Source organism: Streptomyces sp. NPDC127092 (assembly GCF_042722475.1).
Classification (GTDB): domain Bacteria; phylum Actinomycetota; class Actinomycetes; order Streptomycetales; family Streptomycetaceae; genus Streptomyces.
Genome location: NZ_JBHXFE010000067.1, coordinates 1 through 24,761 on the forward strand (window position 1 = coordinate 1; position 24,761 = coordinate 24,761).

General features: G+C 73.0%; 27 protein-coding genes and 1 tRNA gene. 16 read left to right on the top strand and 12 right to left on the bottom strand.

Annotated elements, in window-relative coordinates:
• Window positions 1–1,176: hypothetical protein (locus tag ACFWJO_RS35325; RefSeq protein ID WP_386871961.1), on the top strand; the 1,176-nt coding region annotated here is incomplete at its 5' end.
• Between the two features lie 110 nt (window positions 1,177–1,286).
• Here the strand turns inward: ACFWJO_RS35325 and ACFWJO_RS35330 are convergent.
• Window positions 1,287–1,511: a hypothetical protein gene (locus tag ACFWJO_RS35330; protein ID WP_386871963.1), complete on the bottom strand. Its 225-nt coding sequence runs from the start codon at window positions 1,509–1,511 to the stop codon at window positions 1,287–1,289.
• 1,436 nt (window positions 1,512–2,947) lie between these two features.
• On the opposite strand from ACFWJO_RS35330, the gene ACFWJO_RS35335 reads away from it, so the two are divergent.
• Window positions 2,948–3,023: transfer RNA gene (locus ACFWJO_RS35335), tRNA-Trp, on the top strand.
• 74 nt (window positions 3,024–3,097) lie between these two features.
• Entirely contained in the window at window positions 3,098–3,388 is a 291-nt protein-coding gene (locus ACFWJO_RS35340) for a hypothetical protein (protein WP_386872011.1), read from the top strand.
• 9 nt (window positions 3,389–3,397) lie between these two features.
• Here ACFWJO_RS35340 and ACFWJO_RS35345 read toward each other — a convergent pair whose 3' ends face one another.
• Together ACFWJO_RS35345 and ACFWJO_RS35350 are read right to left on the bottom strand one after the other, a co-directional pair.
• A complete protein-coding gene (locus tag ACFWJO_RS35345) occupies window positions 3,398–4,234 on the bottom strand; it encodes a tetratricopeptide repeat protein (RefSeq protein WP_386871964.1) in 837 nt (278 codons plus the stop codon).
• Window positions 4,231–5,295 (bottom strand): GNAT family N-acetyltransferase, encoded by a 1,065-nt coding sequence (locus tag ACFWJO_RS35350; RefSeq protein ID WP_386871966.1) that lies wholly within the window; start codon window positions 5,293–5,295, stop codon window positions 4,231–4,233. Before ACFWJO_RS35350 ends, ACFWJO_RS35345 begins: the two co-directional genes overlap by 4 nt.
• Window positions 5,296–5,407: 112 nt before the next feature.
• On the opposite strand from ACFWJO_RS35350, the gene fdxA reads away from it, so the two are divergent.
• Window positions 5,408–5,728, top strand: a complete 321-nt coding sequence (fdxA, locus tag ACFWJO_RS35355) for a ferredoxin (protein ID WP_010474859.1) — start codon at window positions 5,408–5,410, stop codon at window positions 5,726–5,728.
• A gap of 76 nt (window positions 5,729–5,804) precedes the next feature.
• Window positions 5,805–6,899 (top strand): bifunctional succinyldiaminopimelate transaminase/glutamate-prephenate aminotransferase, encoded by a 1,095-nt coding sequence (locus tag ACFWJO_RS35360; RefSeq protein WP_386871969.1) that lies wholly within the window; start codon window positions 5,805–5,807, stop codon window positions 6,897–6,899.
• 90 nt (window positions 6,900–6,989) lie between these two features.
• Here the strand turns inward: ACFWJO_RS35360 and ACFWJO_RS35365 are convergent, their stop codons facing one another.
• On the bottom strand, window positions 6,990–7,460 hold the full coding sequence (locus ACFWJO_RS35365; protein WP_386871971.1) for an ATP-binding protein: 471 nt from the start codon (window positions 7,458–7,460) through the stop codon (window positions 6,990–6,992).
• Between the two features lie 428 nt (window positions 7,461–7,888).
• Window positions 7,889–8,824 carry a hypothetical protein gene (locus ACFWJO_RS35370; RefSeq protein WP_386871973.1) on the bottom strand — a complete coding sequence of 312 codons (936 nt, stop codon included), beginning with the start codon at window positions 8,822–8,824 and terminating at the stop codon, window positions 7,889–7,891.
• Between the two features lie 38 nt (window positions 8,825–8,862).
• On the opposite strand from ACFWJO_RS35370, the gene dapE reads away from it, so the two are divergent.
• Both dapE and ACFWJO_RS35380 read left to right on the top strand, forming a co-directional pair.
• Window positions 8,863–9,957, top strand: a complete 1,095-nt coding sequence (gene dapE / locus ACFWJO_RS35375; protein ID WP_386871975.1) for a succinyl-diaminopimelate desuccinylase — start codon at window positions 8,863–8,865, stop codon at window positions 9,955–9,957.
• Between the two features lie 97 nt (window positions 9,958–10,054).
• Complete coding sequence (locus ACFWJO_RS35380; RefSeq protein ID WP_384419545.1) at window positions 10,055–10,804, top strand: TIGR00730 family Rossman fold protein; 750 nt, start codon at window positions 10,055–10,057, stop codon at window positions 10,802–10,804.
• Window positions 10,805–10,913: 109 nt separating this feature from the next.
• On the opposite strand, the gene folP is transcribed toward ACFWJO_RS35380, so the two are convergent.
• The gene (gene folP, locus ACFWJO_RS35385) at window positions 10,914–11,774 is read right to left on the bottom strand and encodes a dihydropteroate synthase (protein ID WP_386871977.1); all 861 of its coding nucleotides are present in this window, start codon (window positions 11,772–11,774) and stop codon (window positions 10,914–10,916) included.
• 113 nt (window positions 11,775–11,887) lie between these two features.
• Between folP and ACFWJO_RS35390 the strand changes: the two genes are divergently transcribed.
• Together ACFWJO_RS35390 and ACFWJO_RS35395 are read left to right on the top strand one after the other, a co-directional pair.
• A complete protein-coding gene (locus ACFWJO_RS35390) occupies window positions 11,888–12,223 on the top strand; it encodes a hypothetical protein (protein ID WP_384419551.1) in 336 nt (111 codons plus the stop codon).
• Window positions 12,220–12,810 carry a DNA-3-methyladenine glycosylase I gene (locus tag ACFWJO_RS35395; RefSeq protein WP_386871979.1) on the top strand — a complete coding sequence of 197 codons (591 nt, stop codon included), beginning with the start codon at window positions 12,220–12,222 and terminating at the stop codon, window positions 12,808–12,810. Before ACFWJO_RS35390 ends, ACFWJO_RS35395 begins: the two co-directional genes overlap by 4 nt.
• 123 nt (window positions 12,811–12,933) lie before the next feature.
• On the opposite strand, the gene ACFWJO_RS35400 is transcribed toward ACFWJO_RS35395, so the two are convergent.
• The gene (locus ACFWJO_RS35400) at window positions 12,934–13,737 is read right to left on the bottom strand and encodes an enoyl-CoA hydratase/isomerase family protein (protein WP_386871981.1); all 804 of its coding nucleotides are present in this window, start codon (window positions 13,735–13,737) and stop codon (window positions 12,934–12,936) included.
• 278 nt (window positions 13,738–14,015) lie between these two features.
• Here ACFWJO_RS35400 and ACFWJO_RS35405 point away from each other — a divergent pair, with 278 nt between their 5' ends.
• Window positions 14,016–14,183: a DUF3117 domain-containing protein gene (locus ACFWJO_RS35405; protein ID WP_376632111.1), complete on the top strand. Its 168-nt coding sequence runs from the start codon at window positions 14,016–14,018 to the stop codon at window positions 14,181–14,183.
• A gap of 130 nt (window positions 14,184–14,313) precedes the next feature.
• On the opposite strand, the gene ACFWJO_RS35410 is transcribed toward ACFWJO_RS35405, so the two are convergent.
• Complete coding sequence (locus tag ACFWJO_RS35410) at window positions 14,314–14,985, bottom strand: O-methyltransferase (protein WP_384419571.1); 672 nt, start codon at window positions 14,983–14,985, stop codon at window positions 14,314–14,316.
• A gap of 150 nt (window positions 14,986–15,135) precedes the next feature.
• Here ACFWJO_RS35410 and sigE point away from each other — a divergent pair, with 150 nt between their 5' ends.
• The 5 genes from sigE to ACFWJO_RS35435 all read left to right on the top strand — a co-directional run bounded on the left by sigE (window position 15,136) and on the right by ACFWJO_RS35435 (window position 19,991).
• On the top strand, window positions 15,136–15,894 hold the full coding sequence (gene sigE / locus ACFWJO_RS35415; RefSeq protein ID WP_384419559.1) for an RNA polymerase sigma factor SigE: 759 nt from the start codon (window positions 15,136–15,138) through the stop codon (window positions 15,892–15,894).
• Window positions 15,891–16,622, top strand: a complete 732-nt coding sequence (locus ACFWJO_RS35420) for an anti-sigma factor family protein (protein WP_386871983.1) — start codon at window positions 15,891–15,893, stop codon at window positions 16,620–16,622. Before sigE ends, ACFWJO_RS35420 begins: the two co-directional genes overlap by 4 nt.
• A gap of 100 nt (window positions 16,623–16,722) precedes the next feature.
• Window positions 16,723–18,588: a S1C family serine protease gene (locus ACFWJO_RS35425; RefSeq protein ID WP_386871985.1), complete on the top strand. Its 1,866-nt coding sequence runs from the start codon at window positions 16,723–16,725 to the stop codon at window positions 18,586–18,588.
• Window positions 18,589–18,870: 282 nt separating this feature from the next.
• Window positions 18,871–19,314 (top strand): sec-independent translocase, encoded by a 444-nt coding sequence (locus ACFWJO_RS35430; protein WP_386871987.1) that lies wholly within the window; start codon window positions 18,871–18,873, stop codon window positions 19,312–19,314.
• A 74-nt stretch (window positions 19,315–19,388) separates the two neighbouring features.
• On the top strand, window positions 19,389–19,991 hold the full coding sequence (locus ACFWJO_RS35435) for a hypothetical protein (protein ID WP_386871989.1): 603 nt from the start codon (window positions 19,389–19,391) through the stop codon (window positions 19,989–19,991).
• Between the two features lie 81 nt (window positions 19,992–20,072).
• Here the strand turns inward: ACFWJO_RS35435 and ACFWJO_RS35440 are convergent, their stop codons facing one another.
• The 3 genes from ACFWJO_RS35440 to ACFWJO_RS35450 are packed head-to-tail and all read right to left on the bottom strand — an operon-like array spanning window position 20,073 to window position 23,112.
• Window positions 20,073–21,206, bottom strand: a complete 1,134-nt coding sequence (locus ACFWJO_RS35440) for an Mrp/NBP35 family ATP-binding protein (RefSeq protein ID WP_386871990.1) — start codon at window positions 21,204–21,206, stop codon at window positions 20,073–20,075.
• 42 nt (window positions 21,207–21,248) lie between these two features.
• A complete protein-coding gene (locus tag ACFWJO_RS35445; protein ID WP_386871992.1) occupies window positions 21,249–21,851 on the bottom strand; it encodes a DUF1003 domain-containing protein in 603 nt (200 codons plus the stop codon).
• Window positions 21,844–23,112, bottom strand: coding sequence for a magnesium transporter MgtE N-terminal domain-containing protein (locus ACFWJO_RS35450; RefSeq protein ID WP_386871994.1), 1,269 nt, complete (start codon window positions 23,110–23,112; stop codon window positions 21,844–21,846). Before ACFWJO_RS35450 ends, ACFWJO_RS35445 begins: the two co-directional genes overlap by 8 nt.
• 220 nt (window positions 23,113–23,332) lie before the next feature.
• Between ACFWJO_RS35450 and ACFWJO_RS35455 the strand changes: the two genes are divergently transcribed.
• Window positions 23,333–24,118 (top strand): hypothetical protein, encoded by a 786-nt coding sequence (locus ACFWJO_RS35455; RefSeq protein WP_386871995.1) that lies wholly within the window; start codon window positions 23,333–23,335, stop codon window positions 24,116–24,118.
• A 125-nt stretch (window positions 24,119–24,243) separates the two neighbouring features.
• Here the strand turns inward: ACFWJO_RS35455 and ACFWJO_RS35460 are convergent, their stop codons facing one another.
• Window positions 24,244–24,759 carry a hypothetical protein gene (locus ACFWJO_RS35460; RefSeq protein WP_386871997.1) on the bottom strand — a complete coding sequence of 172 codons (516 nt, stop codon included), beginning with the start codon at window positions 24,757–24,759 and terminating at the stop codon, window positions 24,244–24,246.
• Between the last annotated feature and the right edge of the window lie 2 nt (window positions 24,760–24,761).

Here is a 24,761-nt window from a genome sequence, read left to right on the forward strand (position 1 = left end):
GGCCCTGGGGGCGGCCCTGGGGGCGGCGGCGACCGGGGGCACGTCTCCGGCGCCACGCTCACCAGCGGCATGCCGGTCGTCCCGCAGCCCGGACAGACGCCCGGACCGCGGTCCGGACCGGACCTGACGCCGCGCATCCCGGAGCGGGGCGAGCGCCCCGCACCGGCCGCGGCCGCCTCGTCCGCCGCCCCGAAGCCCGCACCGGCTCCCAAGCCGGCGCCCGCCAAGAAGGGCCGCTCCAAGCTGGTCCTGCTCGGCGTCGGCGTGTTCGGCCTCGCCGGTGTCGCCTACGGCGCCGGACTCCTCCTCAACCACTCCGACGTCCCGAAGGGCACCACCGTCCTCGGCGTCGACATCGGCGGTGGGACGAAGGAGGAGGCCGTCGAAAAGCTGGAGTCGGCCCTCGGCAAGCGCGCGAACTCCCCGCTCCAGCTCGAGATCGGCGGGAAGAAGGCCGAGCTCGCCCCGGACAAGGCGGGCCTCGCCCTGGACGCCCAGGAGACCGTGCGCGCCGCCGCCGGCAGCGACTACAACCCGGTCTCCGTGATCGGCTCGCTCTTCGGCGGCGAGCGCGTCGCCCAGCCGGTCTTCCCGGTCGACGAGGAGAAGCTGGGCGTCGCCCTCACCGACCTGGCCGGCACGTCCGGCTCGGTCACCGAAGGCACCATCGTCTTCGCGCCGAACAAGGTCACGGCGGTCGAGGGCAAGCCGGGCAAGGGCCTGGACGTCCAGCGCTCGATGATCGCGGTCAAGGACGCGTACCGCGCCCAGGTCGAGACGGGCAAGGCGAACACCGTCGAGCTGCCCGTCGTCACCCGGCAGCCGACCATCACCAAGGACGAGCTCGACCGGGCCATGGAGGAGTTCGCCCAGCCCGCCATGTCCGACAAGATCACCATCAAGGCCGGTGCCAAGCAGATCGACTTCGGTCCGGCCCGCTCGCTGCCGAAGATCCTCTCCATGAAGGCCGTCGACGGTCGTCTGGTCGAGGTCTACGACAAGCAGGCCATCAACGACCTGCTCGACGGCGTCTTCGACGGCATCATGATCACGAAGGCGGACGGCTCCAAGCACCAGGTGAACGCCGACGACGTGGCCTTCGTGATGCGCGACGCGCTGCGCGGCAAGACGAAGGCCGAGCGGACGAAGACGATCGACCTGAGCGGCGAGGGCTGACGGCCGCGGGCCCGCTCGCGCCACGCGCGAACCGCTCCTCCCTTGAGGCCGGCCCTGACCGGGGCCGGCCGAAGGCGGCGGGGGAGGGGCGGTCGAGCGGGGAGGCGGTGTCACCATTCGCCGCCGTAGCGCTGCTTCTTCGCCCGCAGCCACTCCTTGACCTGCCGGGTCTCGCTCGCGGTGGCGGGGCGGAGGTCGGACACCTTGATGGTCCCGGCGAAGTGCACGAACCGGACGCGGCGGTGCTGACCGTCCACGCCGATGACCTTGCCGGGGCCGTAGACGTCGGTACCGGTGTGGGCGACGAAGCTGCCGAGGCCGTGGGGGGTTGCCATGGAACGCCTTTCGGTGAGGGGCCTGTGTCTGCGCCTGTGTCTGCGCCTGTGGCTGTGTGTGCGGTTCCGCTCACACAGTGACGCGCGCCGCGCCGGCCTCGGCGGGGGGACACGCGGGCTGCGGGGGACGTGGGTGGCGGGTCCCTGGTCCGTACGGGTGGCCGCCCTGAAACGGGCACCGTGCGGCCGCCCTTGTTCCGAGTGTGGCCCCCTCCACCACCGCGTCAAGGGCGCTCCCTTCGGTCGCGTCGCTTCGCGATGGCCTTTGGCCACCCTTGACCCGGTGGCTCCGGGGGCCTGTTCACACTCGGAGGGCGGCCGGGGGGCCCGGCCACGCGGACGCGCCCGGGGAGCCATTCCCGCCGTAGGCGGATGGCGGCTGCGTGGGTTGGGGGGCCGGGTATCGCTCCGGTCGGGGGGCATGTGCTCCCCGGTGGGGTGGGGCTCGGTTTGTGGCGAGGGTGGGTGGGGCCGTTTGCCTCGGTTCGGGGTGCGCGGGCGTGGAATGGGGTGCCCATTCCGGGCTTAGCGGCCATCGGCCGTCTTCCGGCCAGGGTTCATGCCCCGCTGGTCACTCCCGGTGGGTGGATGGTGGGTGGCCGAGGCCGGTCGCGTGCAAACGTGGATATCCCGGGGCCTGGCAGCCACCGGCCTTGCCTCTCATGTCACACGAGCACCATTTGTCACACCGAGGTCGCGCGAGATCCCACTTTGCACGCCCGGGCGGCCCCAGTTCGGTGGGAAGGGTGTCTGCGTCGCCTCTGGAGTCACACAAGTCACTTGCGGCACAACACAGCTCAACGAAGGTGGCGTGCAGGGCGGTTGGCGCGGTGGGTGCGAGCAAAGGTGGATCGCGAGGGGACAGGGTCGCCTCTCTCGTCACATCCGCTCTCTTCCGTCACACGGCAGCCCGGGATATCCACGTTTGCACGTCACCGGCCCCGGCCACCCACCCGTCCCACCCACCGAGAGTGACCAGCGGGGCATGAACCCCGGCCAGACGACGGGCGGCAGCCGCTAAGCCTCGAATGGGCACCCCATTCCACTGCCGCGCACCCCCAACCGAGGGTAACGGCTCCATCCGCCCCGGCCACTAACCGAGCCCCCACCCACCGGCCCGCCATCCGCCTACGGCGGGAATGGCTACCCGGGCCGGTCCGCGTGGCCGGGCCCCCCGGCCGCCCTCCGAGTGTGAACAGGCTCCCGGAGCCGCCGGGTCAAGGGTGGCCGCAAGGCCATCGCGAAGCGACGCGACCGAAGGGAGCGCCCTTGACGCGGTGGTGGAGGGGGCCACACTCGGATCAAGGGCGGCCGCACCAGAAGCCCACCCGAAACACCCGCCCCGTACGGCCTCAGAGACCCGCCACCCCGCCCCGCCCCACCCCCAAAACGCCTCGCCCCCCTCCGCGTACGCCCCCTAAGCTGTCCCGCGAGGGCGGGGTCGTAGCGCAGAGGTCGACGCGCGCGGTCTCCAAAACCGCGAGGACGCCGGTTCGAATCCGGCCGCTCCGTTCCTCCCCTGCCGAGGGCGTTCACCTCTTCGCCATGTGCGGCAGCCTCACGGCCGATACAGTCCCCGCGTGGACATGCCCCCCGCCATCCGCTGGCTCTTGCTCGGCGGGATCCTCCTCCAACTCCTCGGGCTCGTGCCGGTGCTGCGGCGCATGCGTGCCGACGACGCCGCGGCTCGGTCCGTCGCCCGGCTGGATCTCGGCGAGACCGTCGGCTCCCTGCTGCTGCTCGGCGGCGCGCTGCTGGGCCTGTGGGTGGCGGAGTCCTGGATGCTGCTCACCCTGGCCGGGTTCGTGCTCATGTCGGCGGTCTACGCCGTGAAGGGCGTCCGATGGCTCCGCGCCCGCCGCCGTCCCGCCGCCTAGCGCCCCGCCCTAATTCAGGCGCGCCCGCGCCGCCTTCGCGCGGTTTCTGATTGTCTCCGCCGCGCTCGGTTCCACCGCGTCCATGATCGTCGCGTACGCCTCCATCTCCGCCGCCCCGGTGAGGAAGTCGCCGCGCTGCACCAGCAGCTCCGCGCGTTCGTAGCGCAGGCGGGCCGGGTGGGAGGGGAGGAGGAGGGAGAGTTCCACGGCCCAGAGGGCGACGTCGGAGCGTTCGGGGCGGGTCGAGGCCCAGGCGCGGATGTTGTTGAGGATGCGCAGCACGATCGCCGCCGGTGTGGCCGGCCGCAGCATCGACGGGTCGAGCGCCTCTCCCGTGGCGCCCGCGACCAGGAGTTCCGCGTCCGCGCCGGTCATGGCGCGGCCCCCGGCGAACGGGTCGGCGAGCCGCAGTTCGGCCGGGTCGCCGAAGCCGATCACGAAGTGCCCGGGCAGCCCCAGGCCGTACACGTGCGCCCCGGCCCTGCGGGCCACCTCCATCCAGACCACGGAGAGGAGGATGGGCAGGCCGCGCCGCCGGCGCAGCACCTCGTGCAGGAGCGAGGACTCCAGGCGCTGGTAGTCCGCCGGCACGCCCTGGAAGCCCGCCTGGCGGCCGAGGACGTCGGCGAGGGCGGCGACCCACGCGTCGGCGCCGCGCGTCCCGTACGGCACGAGCCCGGCGAGCCGGTCGAGTTCGATCTCGGCGGCGTCGAGGTCGGCCTGGGTCATCGCCGGGTCGGCCACGGCGCAGACCAGGAGGCAGAGCCGGGCGAGGTCGGGCCGCTCGGACCTGGCCTCCTCCGCGAACTCCCGCCGCCAGTCGGTCACGTCGCCTTCGTCGGTCACACGTCCGTCCAGCGGTAGTGGTGGTAGTGGTGGTGCACGGTGAAGCCCATTCCGTCGTACAGCGCCCGGGCGCCGTCGTTGTCCGACTCCACCTGGAGCCAGGCGGCCGACGCGCCCTCGTCGAGTGCCCGGCGGGCGAGCGCCGTCATGACGGCCGTCGCCAGGCCGCGGCGGCGGTGCTCCGGTGCGACCTCGACGGCCATGAAGCCGGCCCAGCGGCCGTCCACCACGCAGCGTCCGATCGCCGCCGGTATGTCTTCCGTGCCCGGTACGGACGCGAACCACACACTCGGGCCGCTGCCCAGGACGGAGAGGACGGACGGGGCGGGCGGGCCCGGTTCCGTGGAGCGCTGGTAGCGGCGCAGCCACCCGTCGTCGACGGACCGGGTGAGCCGTACCTCCGTGACGTCCGCGTCCGTGTCGCCGATCGGCGCCAGGGCGGCGATCCGCAGTTCGGCCGTGACCTCCCGGACCCAGCCGCGCCGCTCCAGCTCGGCGGACAGCAGCTCCTGGGTGTTCTCCGCGCCCGTCGCCGTCTGCACGTACGCGGGCAGGCCCCGGGCCGCGTACCACTCCCGTACGCGCTCCAGGGCGGCGTCCAGCGGGAGGCCGGGCTCGCCGAGCGGGAGGACGGAGTTGGCCCGCCGGGTGAAGCCCACCCGGCGCCCGGCCGCCGTCCCTCGCGGACCGGGTTCGCCCGGCACCTCCTGGTACGCGGCGCGCAGGGTCCACTCGCCGAGCGCCTCGCTCTCCACCGGCTGCCAGGCGCGGGCGGCGGCCCGGGCGAGTTCGGGGAAGGTCGCGGAGGGGCCGCGGCGGCGGGCCGGGGCGGCGGGGACGACTTTGCCGGCGACGAGCGCCGGTTCCGCGATGCGGACGGCCTCACCGGTCCGGCGTGTGATCAGCAGCACACCGTCGTCCCATGATGTGAGAACCCCGACCGCGTCGGTGAACGCCCCGCCCGGGTCCCCCGGCTCCGTCACGTACCGAACAGAGACGCGTTTTCCCACGTCAGCCGTGGTAATACGGACCTCGAGCCGTCCTCCGCCGGTGAATTCCACAGCTTCTGCGCCCCTCCTGTTCGGATCGTCCCCAAGAACGGAGATACTAGGGGCGGGCATCGACGACACCGCGCTCCCGCGCAGACCAGCCCTACTGAGGAGGAACGACAGCGTGACCTACGTCATCGCGCAGCCTTGTGTCGACGTCAAGGACAAGGCGTGCATCGAGGAGTGCCCCGTCGACTGCATCTACGAGGGCCAGCGGTCCTTGTACATCCACCCGGACGAATGCGTCGACTGCGGGGCCTGTGAGCCGGTCTGCCCGGTCGAGGCGATCTTCTACGAGGACGACACCCCGGAGGAGTGGAAGGACTACTACAAGGCGAACGTCGAGTTCTTCGACGAGCTGGGTTCGCCCGGTGGTGCCTCCAAGCTCGGTCTGATCGAGCGCGACCACCCCTTCATCGCCGCCCTGCCGCCGCAGAACGGCTGATCATCCGCTCTCGGTCCCGTACGGCGTCGCGCTGTACGGGACCGATGCGTATTCCGTACCAACGAGGAGCCAATCCGTGAGCGCCGTCTCTTCGCGTCTTCCCGTCTTCCCCTGGGACAAGCTGGAGCCCTACAAGGCGACCGCTTCCGCCCACCCGGACGGGATCGTGGACCTGTCCGTGGGCACGCCCGTCGACCCCGTCCCGTCGCTGATCCAGGACGCGCTGGTCGCGGCGGCGGACTCGCCGGGCTATCCCACGGTGTGGGGCACGAAGGAGCTGCGGGACGCGCTCACCGACTGGTGCGAGCGCCGGCTCGGCGCCACCGGCTTCGTCCACGAGAACGTGCTGCCGGTGGTGGGCTCCAAGGAGCTGGTGGCCTGGCTGCCGACCCAGCTGGGCCTCGGCGCCGGTGACGTGGTGGCGTACCCGCGGCTCGCCTACCCGACGTACGAGGTCGGCGCGCGGCTGTGCGGGGCCACCCCCGTCGTCTACGACGACCCGATGGAGCTCGACCCGGCCGGTCTGAAGCTGCTGTGGCTCAACTCCCCGTCCAACCCGACCGGCAAGGTCCTCGGCAAGCACGAGCTGGCCCGGATCGTGGCCTGGGCGCGCGAGCACGGCGTGCTCGTCTTCTCCGACGAGTGCTACCTGGAGCTGGGCTGGGAGGCCGACCCGGTCTCGGTGCTGCACCCGGACGTCTGCGGGCGCTCGTACGAGGGGATCGTCGCGGTCCACTCGCTGTCCAAGCGCTCCAACCTGGCGGGCTACCGGGCGGCGTTCATCGCGGGCGACGCGGCCGTCCTGGGCGAGCTGCTGCAGATCCGCAAGCACGGCGGCATGATGACGGCCGCCCCGGTCCAGGCCGCCACGGTCGCGGCGCTCGGCGACGACACGCACGTGGCCGAGCAGCGGGCGCGGTACGCGGCCCGCCGGGCGGCCCTGCGCGGCGCGCTGGAGGCGCACGGCTTCCGCATCGAGCACAGCGAGGCCAGCCTGTACTTGTGGGCGACCCGTGACGAGCCCTGCTGGGACACGGTGGCGTACCTGGCCGGCAAGGGCATCCTGGTGGCGCCCGGCGACTTCTACGGCGCGGCGGGCGAGCGCTTCGTCCGGGTCGCCTTCACGGCGACCGACGAGCGCGTCGAGGCGGCCGTGAAGCGCCTGGGCTGACGCCGCCGCCCGGGCCGGTGCCGTCCGGAACACGGGAGAGGACCCGGGGAGCAGCCGCTGCTCCCCGGGCCCTCGTGTGCGGGGCGGTGGTCAGCCGCCGACCGGGAGGCCGCCGAGCAGGCCGGCGCCGGGCAGGGCGCCGGTGTTCGGTACGGCGTCGCCCAGCGCGCCCGCGGCCGGGGCCTGGGCGCTCTCGGTGGCGGCGCCCGCGGTCTGGCCGAGGGCCTCGCCGGCCTGGCCCGCGGTGTCGCCGGCGATCTTCTGGGCGGCCGGGGTGGCGGTCTTGCCCGCCGCGCCCACGGCCTTGCCGGCCGCCGGGACGCCGGAGGCGACGGCCTGGCCGCCGGTCTTGCCGACCACGCCGGTCGCGGTCTGCGAGGCGGTGTCGACGGCGCTGCCGGCGTTCGCGGCGTCGAGGACGCTCAGACCGGACAGGGCCTCGGTGGGCGCGAGGCTCTGGTCCAGGGCGCTCGCGGAGCCGGCCGCACCGACCACGGGGGCTGCTCCGGCCGCGACGAGCAGGGCGGCACGGGCGATCCGACGGGTCAGGGGGAGGGACATGGTGCTCCTTCGACGAAGAGGACGACGAGGTCGATTACGCGGTGACAACCGGCCCCGGGGCGGGGGAGGTTGCGGACGCCGAAGGTAAAGACTGGGTAATGCGTCGTATTGTCGGGTGGGGAGGAAAGCGGACGAACGTGTCGATGGGCCGCTGCCTGCTGAACCGTCACTTCCCTTGTGCCACAAGGATCTTGCGGTGACATGTCAGCCCGCTGGAAACCTGCCCGGAAAGCTTCGCGCCGCGCCGGTCGTATGACACGTCCGAGTGACGTCCCGCACGACTGCCCACCCGCGTCTGCCCACCCGCGACTGCCCACCCGCGTCTGCCCACCCGCGACTGTCCACCCGTACGACCGGCCGCCGATGCGACGGCATGCCGCGGCCGGCGCCGCCGGGCGCCGGCCGTCCAGTGAGGTGCCCCGCTGCCGCTATCGCGCCAGGCGGATCAGGACCGTCGAGCCGTCCGTGCCCGTGGTCTTCGAGCGGGCCGGTTCCCAGTCGCCCGAGGAGTCGTCCGCGACCCACACGCGGTCGCCGTACGCGACCTCCGCGATGCGCAGGTCGCCCGCCCGTGCCACCGCCCACTGGGCCAGTTCCCAGCCGCGCTGCTCGCGCGACGCGCGGGACTCCCGTACCGGCACCGAGAGCTCCACGGCCGGCGCTCCGGCCGCGTTCGCCCCGGCCGCGCCGGCGCCGCCCAGGACGGGCTTCGGCGCCGTCCCCTCGCCGAACGCGCGCACCAGCTCGGCCCGCACCCGCGCCGGGTCGCCCGGCCGGCCCTCCGCCACGTCCGCCGTGCAGGACAGCGCCGCCGGGGCCCGCCCGGTCAGCGCCGCCGACAGCAGCGTCGCGTCCGGCTCGTGCTTCGCGTACGCCTGCGGGAAACCGCTGCGCTGCACCTTCTGGGCCGCCACCGTCAGCGGCAGCCGCGAGTAGCCCGGCACCTTCTCCAGGCCCTCGTAGAACTTCCCCGACGAGTAGACCGGGTCGAGGATCTGCTCCGGCGTCCCCCAGCCCATCGACGGCCGCTGCTGGAACAGACCGAGCGAGTCCCGGTCGCCGTGCTCGATGTTCCGCAGCGCCGACTCCTGGAGCGCCGTCGCGAGCGCGATCGTCACCGCCCGCTCCGGCAGCCCGCGCGAGGTGCCCACGGCCGCGATCGTCGCCGCGTTGGACGCCTGCTCGGGGGTGAACTCGTACCGGTTCGTCCCGCTGCCGACACTGCACCGCGGCGCACCCCTGCTGCCCGTGACGTAGTGCACCGCCACGTACGCGACCAGGCCGAGGAGCACGGCGAACGCCGCCACGAGCCGGGCGGGACGGCCGCGGCGGGCGGGACGGGGGAGACGGCTGGGCTCGGACACGCGCCCCACCGTACTGGAGGCCGAGTTAGGGTCGACACATGGCTGACACCGCTCCTTCCGAGACCTCGCTGGACCTCACGCTCGACGGCGCCGCGCTCACCGCCGCGCTCGTCGACATCCCTTCCGTGAGCGGAACCGAGAAGCCGCTCGCCGACGCGATCGAGCGGGCCCTGCGCGCCCTGCCGCACCTCACCGTCGACCGCCACGGCAACAACGTCGTCGCCCGCACGAACCTCGGCCGCGCCGAGCGGGTCGTCCTCGCCGGACACATCGACACCGTCCCGATCGCGGACAACGTGCCCTCCCGGCTCGACGCGGACGGCGTGCTCTGGGGCTGCGGTACCTCCGACATGAAGTCCGGCGTCGCCGTCCAGCTGCGGATCGCCGCCACCGTGCCCGCGCCCAACCGCGACCTCACCTTCGTCTTCTACGACAACGAGGAGGTCGCCGCCCACCTCAACGGGCTCGGCAAGATCGCCGAGGCACACCCCGACTGGCTCACCGGCGACTTCGCGGTCCTCCTGGAACCCTCCTACGGCCAGGTCGAGGGCGGCTGCCAGGGCACCCTGCGGGTCAAGCTGCGCACGACGGGCGAGCGCGCCCACTCCGCGCGTTCCTGGATGGGCTCCAACGCCATCCACGCCGCCGCCCCGATCCTCGCCCGGCTCGCCGCGTACGAGCCGCGCAAGCCGGTCATCGACGGCCTGGAGTACCACGAGGGCCTGAACGCGGTGGGCATCGAGGGCGGCGTCGCCACCAACGTCATTCCCGACGAGTGCGTGGTCACCGTCAACTACCGCTACGCCCCCGACCTCTCCCCGGAGCAGGCCGTGGCGCACGTCCACGAGGTGTTCGCGGACTGCGGCGTCGCCGAGTTCGTGATCGACGACGAGAGCGGCGGCGCGCTGCCCGGCCTCTCCCACCCGGCCGCCGCGGCCTTCATGAAGGCGGTCGGCGGCAGCGCCCAGCCCAAGTTCGGCTGGACCGACGTCGCCCGCTTCAGCGCGCTCGGCGTCCCCGCCGTCAACTACGGCCCCGGCGACCCCCTCTACGCGCACAAGCGCGACGAGCACGTGCACGTCGAGCGGATCCACCACTGCGAGGCGCGCCTCCGCGACTGGCTGACGGAATGATTCCCGTAATTTCGCTTTTCTTCACCTCTGTGGACCTACCCTGACCGGACCGGAAGATCCCTACCGGCGATCAGTGGAACGGTGAGAGGAGCAGGCCATGGGCGTACCCGAGGAGCCGAAGCAGCTGGAGGAGCAGCGGCTGGGACCGGTGGTCAGGCGCCGTGACCAGGTCCAGCCCGGCACCACCGACCAGCGCCTGCTCGACACCGAAGGCGACTCGGAATGGGTGCACACCGACCCGTGGCGGGTCATGCGCATCCAGTCCGAGTTCGTCGAGGGCTTCGGCGCGCTGGCCGAACTGCCGAGCGCGATCAGCGTCTTCGGCTCGGCCCGTACCCGGCCCGACTCGCCCGAGTACGAGGCGGGCGTCCGCCTCGGCCGCGCCCTCGTCGAGGCCGGCTTCGCGGTGATCACGGGCGGCGGCCCCGGTGCCATGGAGGCGGCCAACAAGGGCGCCCGCGAGGCCAAGGGCGTCTCCGTGGGCCTCGGCATCGAGCTGCCCTTCGAGCAGGGCCTCAACCCGCACGTCGACATCGGCGTCAACTTCCGCTACTTCTTCGTCCGCAAGACGATGTTCGTGAAGTACGCGCAGGGCTTCGTCGTCCTGCCCGGCGGCCTCGGCACCCTCGACGAGCTCTTCGAGGCGTTGACCCTGGTCCAGACCCGCAAGGTCACCCGCTTCCCGATCGTGCTCTTCGGTACGGAGTACTGGAAGGGCCTGGTCGACTGGCTGCGCGACTCGGTCGTCGCGGGCGGCAAGGCCTCCGAGCACGACCTGCTGCTCTTCCACGTCACGGACGACGTGGAGGAGGCGGTGGCGCTGGTGTCGAAGGAGGTCGGCCGGTAGGCGGATCCGGAGGGGGCGCCGCCGGGCGCCCCCGCCCCCGCACCCGCCCGACTAGGCCAGGCCCGGGCCCGACCGCCCCAGGCCCGCCCGGCTGCCAGGTCCGGTCCGACTACGCCAGGCCCCGTCGGGCCACGGCCGGTGGCCGGTGGCCGGCGATCGACGCCACCATGTCCAGCACCTGCTTCGTCTCGGCGACCTCGTGCACCCGGTACACCTGCGCCCCCAGCCACGCCGACACCGCCGTCGTCGCCAGCGTCCCCAGCACCCGCTCCTTCACCGGGCGGTCCAGCGTCTCGCCCACGAAGTCCTTGTTGGACAGCGACACGAGCACCGGCCAGCCCGTCTCCGTCATCTCGCCGAGCCGCCGGGTCGCCTCCAGGCTGTGCCGCGTGTTCTTCCCGAAGTCGTGGCCCGGGTCGATCATGATCCCGTCCCGCCGCACCCCGAGCGCGGCCGCCCGCTCCGCGAGCCCGACCGTGACCCGCAGGATGTCGGCCATCACGTCCTCGTACTCGACCCGGTGCGGCCGGGTCCGCGGCTCCACGCCGCCCGCGTGCGTGCACACGAGCCCCGCGCCGTGCTTCGCCGCCACCTCCGCGAGGCCCGGGTCGACCCCGCCCCACGCGTCGTTCAGCAGGTCCGCGCCGGCCTCGCAGACCGCCTCGCCGACGTCCGCGCGCCAGGTGTCCACGCTGATCACCACATCGGGGTGGCGTCGCCGCACCTCGGCCACGAAGCCGACCGTGCGCCGTGCCTCCTCCTCGGCCGTGACCTCCTCGCCGGGGCCCGCCTTGACCCCGCCGATGTCGATGATCGCCGCGCCCTCGGCCACGGCCTGCTCGACCCGCGCCAGGGCCGGCTCGTCCCGGAAGGTCGCCCCCTGGTCGTAGAAGGAGTCCGGGGTCCTGTTCACGATCGCCATGATCACCGGCTCGTGGGGCCCGAATTCACGCCGTCCCAAGCGGAGCATCCCTTATGTCCTCCCTCGCGGCAGCTCGCCTGCGTCGTCTGCGACCCTAACTGTCGGTCGCACGTGGCACGATCGCCACGGGACGTTTTCCACGGACGGGGAAAGGCGCGCAGGTGTTCTGGTTTCTGCTGATCACGATGGTGGTGGTCGTCGCGGCGGTCACGCTGGCGGTGGTCGGCGGCGGCGACAGCGAGGTGCTGCCCGAGGCGGCGCCCCAGCAGCTGGTCGACCCGCTGCCCGCCGCGCGCCCGGCCAACCAGTCCGACGTCGAGGCGCTGCGCCTGCCGGTCGCGGCCCGGGGCTACCGGATGGCGGACGTCGACGACGTCCTCGGCCGCCTCGGTGCCGAGCTCGCCGAGCGGGACGCCCGCATCGCCGACCTGGAGGCCGCCCTGGCCTCCGCGCGGTCCGGCGGCGCCGGGCGGGAGGGCGAGGAGGAGGACTCGTGAGCGACGGCAAGGCGATCGCGGGGCCGGACGGCCTGCTGCGCTGCCCGTGGGGCCTGTCGACAGAGGACTACGTGGCGTACCACGACGAGGAGTGGGGCCGCCCGGTCCACGGCGACGACGCGCTGTTCGAGCGGCTGTGCCTGGAGGCCTTCCAGTCCGGCCTGTCGTGGATCACGATCCTGCGCCGCCGGGAGGGCTTCCGCAAGGCGTTCGCCGGCTTCCGGATCGCCGAGGTGGCCCGGTTCACGGAGGCCGACCGGGAGCGGCTCCTCGCCGACGAGGGCATCATCCGCAACCGCGCCAAGATCGACGCCACCCTCGCCAACGCGAAGGTGCTGGCCGAGTGGGCCCCCGGCGAGCTCGACGAGCTGATCTGGTCGTTCGCGCCGGACCCGGCGACCCGCCCGGGCCCCGCCACGATCAAGGACGTCCCGGCGGTGACGGACGAGTCCACGGCCCTGTCCAAGGCCCTCAAGAAGCGCGGCCTGCGCTTCATCGGCCCGACGACGGCGTACGCGCTGATGCAGGCCTGCGGCCTGGTCGACGACCACGTCACGGACTGCACGGCGCGGGGCGCCGGCCGCTAGGGGGCGTCCCGCCGATCATGCCGGGCTCGCGGCCTGATCGACGGGACACCCCCTAGCGGCGCACGCCGCGCCCGCGGTGTGAACCGGGCGGGCAGGCCCTGGCCGGCGCCCGCGTCCGGGCGCTCAGCGGCCCAGGTACGTCGGCTTCTCCTTGGCGATGAAGGCCTGGACGGCGATCGTGTGGTCCGCCGAGGCGCCGGCCTTCGACTGGAGCTCGTCCTCCTTCTCCAGCGCCTCGTCCAGCGAGTGGTCCGCGCCGAACGCCAGACACTCCTTGAGGGCCGCGTAGGCGACGGTCGGGCCCTCGGCCAGGGTCCGGGCCAGCTTCAGGGCCTCCTCGGCGAGCGCGTCGCCCGGCACGACCTTGTTCACGATGCCGAGCTCGTACGCCTCCTGGGCGCCGATCGAGCGCGGGAAGAGCAGCAGGTCGGCGGCCCGGCTCGGGCCGATCAGGCGCGGCAGCGTCCAGGACATGCCCGAGTCGGCGGTGAGCGCGACACCGGCGAAGGCGGTGTTGAAGGAGGCGTGCTCCGCCACCACCCGGTAGTCCGCGGCGAGCGCGAAGCCGAAGCCGGCGCCGGCCGCGACGCCGTTCACCGCCGCGACGACCGGCTTCGCCATTCCGGCGAGGGCCCGCACGATCGGGTTGTAGTGGTCGCGGACGGTGTTCATGGTGTTGCTCGTGCCGGACTCCTTGTCCTGCTGCAGCAGCCCCACGTGCTCCTTGAGGTCCTGGCCCACGCAGAACGCGCGGTCGCCCGCCGCCGTGAGCAGCACCGCCCGCACGGCCGGGTCGGCGGCCGCCGCCTCCGCCGCGTCGCGGAGCGCGACCTTGGCCTCCACGTTCATCGCGTTCATGGCCTCGGGCCGGTTGATCGTGATGGTGGCGAGCCCGTCGCTCACGTCGTACAGCACCGTGTCGGCCATCGGGGATCCCTTCGCGTCTTTGCGTCGCTGACCTGCTCAGCATGGCGGAGATCACCCCGCGCGCACATGTGAGCTGCGTCAAAGAATCACCGTTCGGCGGCCGAGTCGTGGCGGCGAAGTATCGCAGGTGGATCGGTGAAATGTGTGGCTTTGTGAAAGCGCGTTGCGGAAGCGATGCCAGCTGATGTTGGTCATCGGGTCCTGTGATGCGGGATAATGACCGGGAAGCAATCGTGTTCGATGCTGACGATGAGCTGGTTTCAGGAAGGGGAACGAGCATGGCGGCCATGAAGCCGCGGACGGGTGACGGCCCGCTCGAGGTGACCAAGGAGGGGCGGGGCATCGTCATGCGCGTTCCGCTCGAAGGCGGCGGCCGGCTCGTCGTCGAGCTGACCCCGGACGAGGCCAAGGCGCTCGGAGAGGCGCTGCGGGAAGTCGTCGGCTGACGCCTCCTTTTCCGCTTCTGCCCCGGTACGGTACCCACCGCACCGGGGCAGCGGTGTATCTGGGGGGCGGTGGGTCCGGGACGTGCGCCGGCGCGTGTGCCGGGGACGCGTGGCCGCGCCGTGCGAAGGGCTACGGGCCGCGGCGGACCGCGCACAGCAGGCCGTCGCCCACCGGCAGCAGCGTCGGCAGCAGCTCCCGGCTCTCGCGCACCGTCCGCAGCAGCTCGCGTATCCGCTGCACCTCGGCCGGCTGGGCCGCCGAGTCCACGGTCCGGCCGTCGGCGAAGACGCCCTCGAAGCAGACCAGGCCGCCAGGTCGCAGCAGGCGCAACGATTCAGCGAGGTAGTCGAGGAGCTCCAGCCGGTCGCCGTCGCAGAAGACGAGGTCGTAGCCGCCGTCCGCGAGCCGGGGCAGCACGTCGAGCGCGCGGCCCGGGATGAAGCGCGCCCGGTTGCCCGCGAAACCGGCCGCGCGGAACGCCGCCTTCGCGTGCGCCTGCCGCTCCGGCTCCACGTCCACGGTGGTCAGGACGCCGTCCGGGCGCATGCCGAGCAGCAGATAGATCCCCGACACGCCCGTGCCCGTGCCGATCTCCGCCACCGCCTTGGCGTCCGCCGTCGCGGCCAGCAGACGCAGGGCGGCGCCGGTGCCGGGCGACACCGAGGGCAGCCCCGTCTCCCGGGCCCGGTCGCGGGCCCAGCGCAGCGCTTCGTCCTCGGCGACATAGGCGTCGGCGAACGCCAAGCTCGTCTGCCGGTTGGCGGTAATGGCCCTCTCCTGTCCCCGTCTTCGACGCCATATTGACGCAGGCGTCGACTGTATCCGCTGCGCGCGGGAACCCGCAGATGGGACTGCGCGTTACTGGAGACGGGAAGCGAGGAGGGACACCGGTGCGAGCCGGCCCCAAATTCGCGTAAAGATTCTTATCCGGAGCTAACGGGCGAGGTGGCTATGGTAGGGGCTCCACTGGACACCACCAGAGCCGACAGGGGAGGTGCGGCTGCGCCTGTGGATCGGAGAGGAGTGCTGCGGCGCCTTCTCGGATCGGCGGGTGAGCCGAAATCCGTGACCGACACCGCTGACCGTTCCCGCACCGCCGACTCCGCACCCACCACCGCGACCTTCGCATCGGATGCGGAATCGCAGGCGTGGACTCCGCCCAGCTGGGAGGAGATCGTCAGCACGCACAGCGGCCGGGTCTACCGGCTCGCCTACCGCCTCACCGGCAACCAGCACGACGCCGAGGACCTCACCCAGGAGGTCTTCGTCCGGGTCTTCCGCTCGCTGTCGTCGTACACGCCGGGCACCTTCGAGGGCTGGCTGCACCGCATCACCACCAACCTGTTCCTGGACATGGTCCGCCGCAAGCAGCGGATCCGCTTCGACGCGCTCGCCGACGACGCCGCCGAGCGGCTGCCGAGCCGTGAGCCGTCCCCTCAGCAGGCGTTCAACGACACGCACTTCGACGCCGACGTGCAGCAGGCCCTGGACACCCTCGCGCCCGAGTTCCGCGCCGCGGTCGTCCTCTGTGACATCGAGGGCCTCTCGTACGAGGAGATCGCCGCGACCCTCGGCGTGAAGCTCGGCACCGTCCGCAGCCGCATCCACCGCGGCCGCTCGCACCTGCGCAAGGCGCTCAAGCACCGCTCGCCCGAGGCGCGCCAGGAGCGGGCCCTCGCAGCGGTCGGGTGGGAGGTCGGAACGGCGTGAGCGGAACCAGTCCCTCCGCGACCCCCGAGGAGCAGCGACTCGCGGAACACCACCTCGGGGACCGGCTCGCCGCGCTCGTCGACGGCGAGCTCGGCCATGACGCGCGCGAGCGCGTCCTCGCCCACCTCGCGACCTGTGCCCGCTGCAAGGCCGAGGCCGACGCGCAGCGCACCCTGAAGAACGTCTTCGCCTCCACCGCGCCCCCTCCGCCCTCGGAGGGGCTGCTCGCACGCCTCCAGGGGCTGCCGGGGGGATCCTCTGACCAGGGGGGGACCTTCGACGACCTGCTGCGGGGCGGCGGAACGCGATCCGGCGGCATGCGGTCCGGCGGCTTCGCCACGGCCGCTCCCGTCACCCCGGACACCGGCTTCCGCATCCACGAGGTCGGCGACCGCTCCGCGGGGCGGGGACGGCGCTTCGCCTTCGCGGCGGCCAGCGCGGTCTCGTTCGCCGCGATCGCCCTGAGCAGCACCCTGTCCATCGACACCCCGCGCGGCGGCCAGGGCACCGGCAGCAACGTCACGCCGCTGCGGGCGCCGGCGACCTTCGCGTCCGGTTCGCGCCGCGAGGAGACCCCGGAGGCGGCCCCGCCGACGGTCATCCCGGCCCGGCTCGAACTCGCCCCGTTCGTCCGGCCGATGAGCCCGGCGCTCCGGCTCTCCTACGAGTCCGGCCCCCCGTCCGGCTCCCCGGCCCCGACTCCTGTCCCCGGCCCCTCCCAGCGCTGACCGGCGACCTGGTTGAATCCAACCTGGTTGAATCCAGGGACAGGGGCGCGCCGCCCGGTGAAGCGGGCGGCGCGGACAGGTCATCCGTTGCGGGGAGAGCATGAAGAACGGGAAGCCGACATGGTGGAGCCGGCCGTCGACCACACCCGAGGCACCCGCCGGGCCGCCTGAGCCGTCCGACGACGCCGACTTCACCCTCGCCGCCCCGGCGCAGGCGCCGGAGGCCACGACCGCACCCGCCGCACCGCCGGCCGAGGCGTCCCCCGAGCCCGCGCAGGCGCCGGAGCCGCCCGTGTCGGCGGCCGAGGCAACACCAGAGGCCGCGCCCGCACCCTCCGGGACCGAGCCCGCCCCCGCGCCGGAGGCCACGGCCGCACCGGAGCCCGAGGCCGCGCCCGCGCCCTCCGGGCCGGCGGCAGAGGCATCCCCCGCGCCTGCGCCCGCGCCGGAGCCGGCCGCGCCGCTCTCGCAGCCCGCCCCGCACCCGGCGTCCGCCCCGCCTTCCGAGCCGCAGCCCGTACCGGCGCCCGGGCCCGCGCCCGTTGTCGGGCCCGCGCTCGGGGCTGCCGCCGTGGCCGAGCCCGTACCGGCTCACGTGCCGCAGGCCGCGCAGCAGCCCCTGCACGCCCCCGATCCGTACCGGACGCCGCCCTACGGCGAGCCGGGGCCGTGGGCGCCCGCGCCGCCGGTGCAGCGGCCCGTACCGCCGCCCATGACGCAGGCTCCGATACCGGCTCCGGCGCCGCACCCGGCGCCCGCGCCGGTGCAGGGCGCCCCGCACGCCGCGCCCTTGACGCCCGTGTACGACCCGTGGGGCACGCAGCCGCTCTCCGCCGAGGGCAAGCCGCCCCGCAAGCCGCGGCGCGGCCTCGCGCTCGTCGGGGCCCTCGCCTTCGCCCTCGTGACCGGCGTCATCGGCGGAGGCGTCGGCGCCTACGTCGAGCGCAACGGCGGCCTCACCTCCGTCGAACTGCCGCAGGCCGGTCCCGAGGACACCGACCGCGCGCCCGGCAGCGTCGCCGCGGTCGCCGCCAAGGCGCTGCCCAGCGTCGTCACCATCCACGTCAGCGGCAGCGGCTCCTCCGGCACCGGCACCGGCTTCGTGCTCGACACCCGCGGCCACATCCTGACCAACAACCACGTGGTGGACGCGGCGGCCTCCTCCGGCGAGATCTCCGTCACGTTCAGCAACGGCGAATCGGCCCGCGCCAAGCTCATCGGCCGCGACACCGGCTACGACCTCGCCGTGATCCAGGTCCGCGGGGTCTCCGGGCTCAAGCCGCTGCCGCTCGGCAACTCCGACAGCGTCCGCGTCGGCGACCCGGTCGTCGCCATCGGCGCGCCCTTCGACCTCTCCAACACCGTGACCTCCGGCATCATCAGCGCCAAGGAGCGGCCGATCACCGCCGGCGGCGAGAAGGGCGACGGCAGCGACGTCAGCTACGTCGACGCGCTCCAGACCGACGCCCCGATAAACCCCGGCAACTCGGGCGGCCCGCTCGTGGACTCCCAGGCCCGGGTCATCGGCATCAACAGCGCCATCCGCGCCGCGGGCAACGGCTCCTCCGGCGAGGGCGGCGGCCAGTCCGGCTCCATCGGCCTCGGCTTCGCCATCCCCATCAACCAGGGCAAGCGGGTCGCCGAGGAGCTGATCAACACCGGCAAGGCCACCCACCCGGTCATCGGCGTCAGCCTCGACATGGCGTACACCGGCGACGGCGCCCGTGTGGGCGACAAGGGCAAGGGCGGTGCCGCGTCCGTGACGCCCGGCGGCCCGGCGGCCAAGGCCGGCATCCGCCCGGGTGACGTGATCACCAAGGTCGACGGCCAGCGCGTGCACAGCGGCGAGGAGCTGATCGTGAAGATCCGCGCCCACCGCCCGGGCGACCGGCTGCGGCTGACCGTGACGCGCGACGGCAAGGAGCAGACGAAGACCTTGACCCTGGGCTCCTCCACGGGCGCCTAGGCCGTCTCTTCCGGATCTTGGCCGGGTCCGCGACGCCTGGCACGGCACCTCGCTGCGTTGCCGAAGCGCCCCGATAGCTCCGCTATCGCGACGCTCCGGCGCCTTGCGATGCACCGCACCAGACGCCGCGGCCTATCCGGCCCTGATCCGAAAGAAACGGCCTAGGCGACCTCCGGGCAAACGCCTGGAGGCCATGTGCAGGACACCACGCTGTACCCGCCGGACAGTTTCGGCGGGTACCGTGGAGCGGGCCGCCCGGGACCGGCGAGAAGGAGCTACAGGGTGTTCAGCGACATAGGCGCACTCGAGCTGGTGACGCTCGTGGTGCTCGCCGTGCTCATCTTCGGACCCGACAAGCTGCCGAAGGTGATCCAGGACGTCTCGCGCTTCATCCGCAAGGTCCGCGAGTTCTCGGACAGCGCCAAGCAGGACATCCGCAGCGAGCTCGGCCCGGAGTTCAAGGACTTCGAGTTCGAGGACCTCAACCCCAAGACCTTCCTCCGCAAGCAGCTCGCGGAGAACGAGGACCTGAAGGAACTGAAGGAGCTCCGCTCCTCCTTCGACCTCAAGAAGGAGATGAACGAGGTCGCCGACGCCGTCCACGGCCGCGAGTCGACGCCCGCCTCCGCGCCCGCGGCGGTCAACGGCAGCAGCCCCGACCTGCTGAAGAAGCAGGACAAGCCGGACAATGCCGAGCGCCCGCCGTACGACTCGGACGCCACCTGACGACGGCCTGTCACCGACCCACTGCGTCCAGGTGGCTATCCTCCCTCTGTTGACGCAACGAGGAGGCGGCCGAGATGAAGACGACGAGTCGGGTGGAAGCCGACGGCTTTCTGCGCGCACCCTTCGCCTGGTACGGGCTCGACGAGGCGTTCACGGGACCGCGCCGGCTGATGCAGATCGGCACGGCGGCGGACGGCACCGTGCAGCACGGCTCGATGGGCCATGGTGACGAGCCGTCGATAAAGTCCGAGGCCGGCGGCGCGGAGAAGGAGCGTTTCGCGGTCGTCGTGACGGTCGCCGCCAACCCCGTACGCCGCTCCGGCGACGGCACCGGCGTCCTGGACGCCACCACGGTCTCCTCCGCGGCCTGGCTGGCCGGCTCCGGCCTCCTCGCCCACACCTGGCCCGCCCAGCTCGACCACGCCCTGCGGGACAACTGGCTGGACCAGCAGACGGAGACGGCATTCGAGCTCGCCGACGACCTCGAGGGCCCCGCCTGGTCGACGCTGTCCCTGCCCGTGGACGGTGTGCCGGTGCCCTTCCACTACCGCGAGTCCGAGTTCGGCTGGGTGCTGGCCGGCTCGGCCCCCGGCGTCCACATCGGCGCGTACGGGCGCGGCATGAGCGCCTACGGCCTGGGCTTCGCGCAGGTGAAGGACCTGGGCGCGTACGCCTGAGACGGCACCGCCCGGCCGCGTACGCCTAAGGGCACGCGAAAGGGCGCCCCGCATGCGTGCGGGGCGCCCTTTCGCGTCGTCTCAGAACTTGTTGCGCGGCGTGATGCCGAGGCTCATGCCCGACAGGCCGCGCTGGCGGCCGCCGAGCTTGCCGGCGATGGCGCGCAGGGCGGAGCCCGCGGGGGAGTCGGGGTCGGTGATGACGACCGGCTTGCCCTCGTCGCCGCCCTCGCGCAGGCGCACGTCGATCGGGATGGAGCCGAGGACCGGGACGGTCGCGCCCGTGGTCTTCGTCAGGCCGTCCGCGACCTTCTGGCCGCCGCCCGTGCCGAACACGTCGACCATCTCGTCGCAGTGCGGACACGGCAGGCCGGACATGTTCTCGACCACGCCGACGATCTTCTGGTGGGTCTGCACGGCGATCGAGCCGGCCCGCTCGGCGACCTCGGCCGCCGCCTGCTGAGGGGTGGTGACGACCAGGATCTCCGCGTTCGGCACCAGCTGCGCGACGGAGATCGCGATGTCGCCGGTGCCCGGGGGCAGGTCGAGCAGCAGCACGTCCAGGTCGCCCCAGTACACGTCCGCGAGGAACTGCTGGAGCGCGCGGTGCAGCATCGGGCCGCGCCAGACGACCGGCGCGTTGCCCGGCGTGAACATGCCGATGGAGATGACCTTCACGCCGTTCGCCGCCGGCGGCATGATCATGTTCTCGACCTGGGTCGGACGGCCGTCCACGCCCAGCATGCGCGGCACGCTGTGGCCGTAGATGTCGGCGTCCACGACGCCGACCTTCAGGCCGTCGGCCGCCATCGCCGCCGCCAGGTTGACCGTCACCGAGGACTTGCCGACGCCGCCCTTGCCGGAGGCGACCGCGTAGACCCGGGTCAGCGAGCCCGGCTTGGCGAACGGGACCTCGCGCTCGGCGGTGGTGCCGCGCAGCGCCGACGCCAGCTCCTTGCGCTGCGCGTCGCTCATCACGTCCAGCGTGACGTCGACGCCGGTGACGCCCTCGACGCGGGAGACGGCGTCCGTGACGCGCTGGGTGATCGTGTCGCGCATCGGGCAGCCGGAGACGGTGAGGTAGACCGTGACGGCGACCTTGCCGTCGTCGCCGATCTCCACCGACTTGACCATGCCGAGCTCGGTGATCGGTTTGTTGATCTCGGGGTCGTTCACCGTCGCCAGTGCTTCGAGCACCGCGTCTTCCGTAGCCATAGGGAGATGGTACGGCGACGGGCACCGGCTGATGAAAGGTTGTTAACGGTCGGGTACGTCACTCCGGCGGGAACCGTCCGGCGGGAATAGATCGCGGCGCTCTCCGTGCCGCTCTCCGTGCCGCTCTCCGTTCCGTTCCTCCAGCTCCTTCAGGAGGTCCTGGAGCTCCGAGCGCATCCAGTCGCGGGTGGCCACCTCGCCCAGGCCCATCCGCAGCGCCGCGATCTCCCGGGTCAGGTACTCGGTGTCGGCGATCGAGCGCTCGTTCTGCTTGCGGTCCTGCTCCAGGTTGACCCGGTCCCGGTCGTCCTGCCGGTTCTGCGCGAGCAGGATCAGCGGGGCCGCGTACGAGGCCTGGAGGGACAGCGCGAGGGTCAGGAAGATGAACGGGTACTCGTCGAACTTCAGCGCCTGCGGGGCGAAGATGTTCCACAGCACCCACACCAGGATGGTCAGCGTCATCCAGACGAGGAAGCGCCCCGTCCCCAGGAAACGGGCGATCCGCTCCGACAGCCGCCCGAACGCCTCGGGGTCGTACTCCGGCAGCAGCCGTGCCCGCCGGATCCGCGGCTGGTCGAGCCGGATCCGCGGCAGCGTCCGCTCCCGCTCCCGCTCGCGGTCCCGCTCCTGAGCACGATCAGCCACCGTGCACCCCCTCCTCGTGGAACTCCGTCTCCCGCCAGTCGTCCGGCAGCAGGTGGTCGAGGACGTCGTCGACCGTCACCGCCCCCAGCAGCGAGCCGCTCTCGTCCACCACCGGCGCCGCCACCAGGTTGTACGCGGCGAAATAGCTGGTCACGGCGGGCAGCGGGGTGTCCGGGCCGAGCGGCGGAAGATCGCTGTCCACGAGCGAGCTCACCAGCGTGAACGGCGGATCCCGCAGCAGCCGCTGGAAGTGCACGGTGCCCAGGTACTTGCCGGTCGGCGTCTCGTCCGGCGGCCGGCACACGTACACCTGCGCGGCGAGCGCCGGCGGGAGGTCCTGCTGGCGCACCCGCGCCAGCGCGTCGGCGACCGTGGCGTCCGGGCGCAGCACGATCGGCTCCGAGTTCATCAGACCGCCCGCCGTGCGCTCCTCGTACGACATGAGCCGGCGCACGTCCGCCGCGTCGTCCGGCTGCATCAGCGTGAGCAGCCGCTCCTTCTCGTCCTCCGGCAGCTCGTTCAGCAGGTCGGCCGCGTCGTCCGGGTCCATGGCCTCCAGGACGTCGGCGGCCCGCTCCTCCTTCAGCTTGCCCAGGATCTCGATCTGGTCGTCCTCCGGCAGCTCCTCGAGGACGTCGGCGAGCCGGTCGTCGTCGAGGGCCGCGGCCACCTCGGCGCGCCGCTTGGGGGAGAGGTGGTGCAGGGCGTTGGCGAGGTCGGCGGGGCGCAGCTTCTCGAAGGTGGCGACCAGGCTCTCGGCGCCCTGTCCGTGCTCCTCCAGGGAGAAGCCGGTGACGGCGGACCAGTCGACGGTGATGGCCTCGCCCTTGCGGCGCAGCGCCCCGCCCTTGCCGCGCCGCACGAAGACCTTGTCGATCTCCCAGTCGCGGCGGGCGGGCAGCTGCTGGATCGCCACGTCGAGGACGGTGACCTCCTCGTTCGTCTCCACCAGCGTCACCCGCCGGTCGAGCAGCTCGCCGAGCACGAGCCGTTCGGTCGGGCGCTGCACGAAGCGGCGCATGTTCACCACGCCGGTGGTGATGACCTGGCCGGACTCGACGCCCGTGATCCGGGTCATGGGCACGAAGACCCGGCGCCGGGACAGCACCTCGACGACCATGCCGAGCAGCCGTGGCGGCCGGCGGCCCACGCGCAGCATCGCGACGAGGTCGCTGACCCGCCCCACCTGGTCGCCGACGGGGTCGAAGACGGGGACCCCGGCGAGGTGGGAGACGAAGATCCGGGGGGCGCCTGCCGCCATGCCACGCGCCTCCTCGATGCCGCACGATTCGGGTCCGTCCGGGGCTCTTGACCCGGCTTGCCGGGTTCAGGCTAGCCCGTGCCGAGCGGCCCCGCTTCGGCAGAGCGCCCGTCCGGCTGCCTGCGGAGCGGTCACCCGGCCCGGGTACGCTGCGGTCTGCCGTCCCCCACCGGCTCCGGTTCCCCCCGGCCCGTCCCCCACCGACTCGAGAGGTGCCCAGGTGACCGTGCTCCGTCCTACCTCGCGCATCCGCGGGGCCGTCGTTCCGCTGGCGCTGTGCGTCGGCCTCGCCTCGGCGCTGACCGCCTGCGCGGCCGACCCCGACGAGGGGACCAACGGCGTCGGGAAGCTCGAAGCGACGGCGATCGAGGACAAGGCCCAAGCGGCGGCGGACGCGGCGAAGGCGGTACGGCTGTCCGGCACGCTGGTCAGCAAGGGCGGCACGTACAAGCTCAACATGCGTCTGAAGGACGACGGCGCGGCGGGCTCGGTGACCACGAAGAACAGCACCTTCGAGCTGCTGCGGGTCGGCGACGCGCTCTATCTGAAGGCGGACGCGGCCTTCTGGGAGCACGACGACGACAAGCCGTCGGCCGCGCCCTCCTCGGCCTCCGGCTCCGGTTCCGACGAAGCCGGGTCCGAGGCCGCCGACAAGCTCGACGACATGTACGTGAAGGTGCCCGAGGACGACCCCGCGTACAAGCAGCTGCGCGGCTTCACCGACATGGACCTGCTGCTCGACGGCCTCATCGGGCTGCACGGCGACCTCGTCAAGGGCGACCACGACAAGATCGGCGGCGTGCGCACCATCAACGTCAAGGGCGGCGAGGACGGCGAGGGCGGCTCCCTCGACGTCTCCCTGGAGGGCACGCCCTTCCCGCTGCGCTTCGCGCGCGGCGGCGGCGCGGGGGTGGTGATCCTGTCCGAATGGGACAAGGACTTCCCGCTCACCGAGCCCGCGAAGGGCCAGACCCTCGACTACGGCAAGCAGCTGCCCCGGACGTAGGGCTCAGGCGGGCGCCCGAGCAGGCCCGGCGCCCTGCGGCTCACGCGCCGGCGCCGGCGGCTCACGCACCTGGGCATCAGGCGGGCGCCCGCGGCTCACGCGCCGGCGCGCGGCCGGGCCCGGGCCTACGCCTTGCGGCGCTTCCGCTTCAGGAGGAGCTTCGGCAGACCCGCCGGGACCGGCCGGCGGGTGATCCCCGGGGACGGCAGCGGCGCGGCGGCCAGCGAGCCGTCCGGCAGCTCGGTCGTCGAGGCACGCGGGTCGAGCCGTACCAGCCGGCACTCGCGTGCCCAGCGCTCCGGCATCGCCTCGCCGTCGGGCGCGTTCAGCCGCTTGCCCTTCAGCTCGGCGACGGCCGCGTCCCACTCGTCCGTACCCGGCGTCAGCTCGCGCACGTCGGCGGTCCAGGCGACGATCCGGCCGCCCTTGTCCTTGCTGCGCACGGTGATCTCGGCGGTCCCGCCGTCCCGCAGCCCGGGCAGCGGCTGCTCGCCCGGGCCGTCACCGACGACGTGCGCGGCGCCGTCGTGCCACACGTGCCAGAGCGGCCGGGCGGCCGGGGCCTCGCCCCGCACCCAGATGAGGCCGGACTTCTTGGCGGCCTCCTCGACGAGGGCGCCGGTGAGCAGCTTGTCGGTCATGG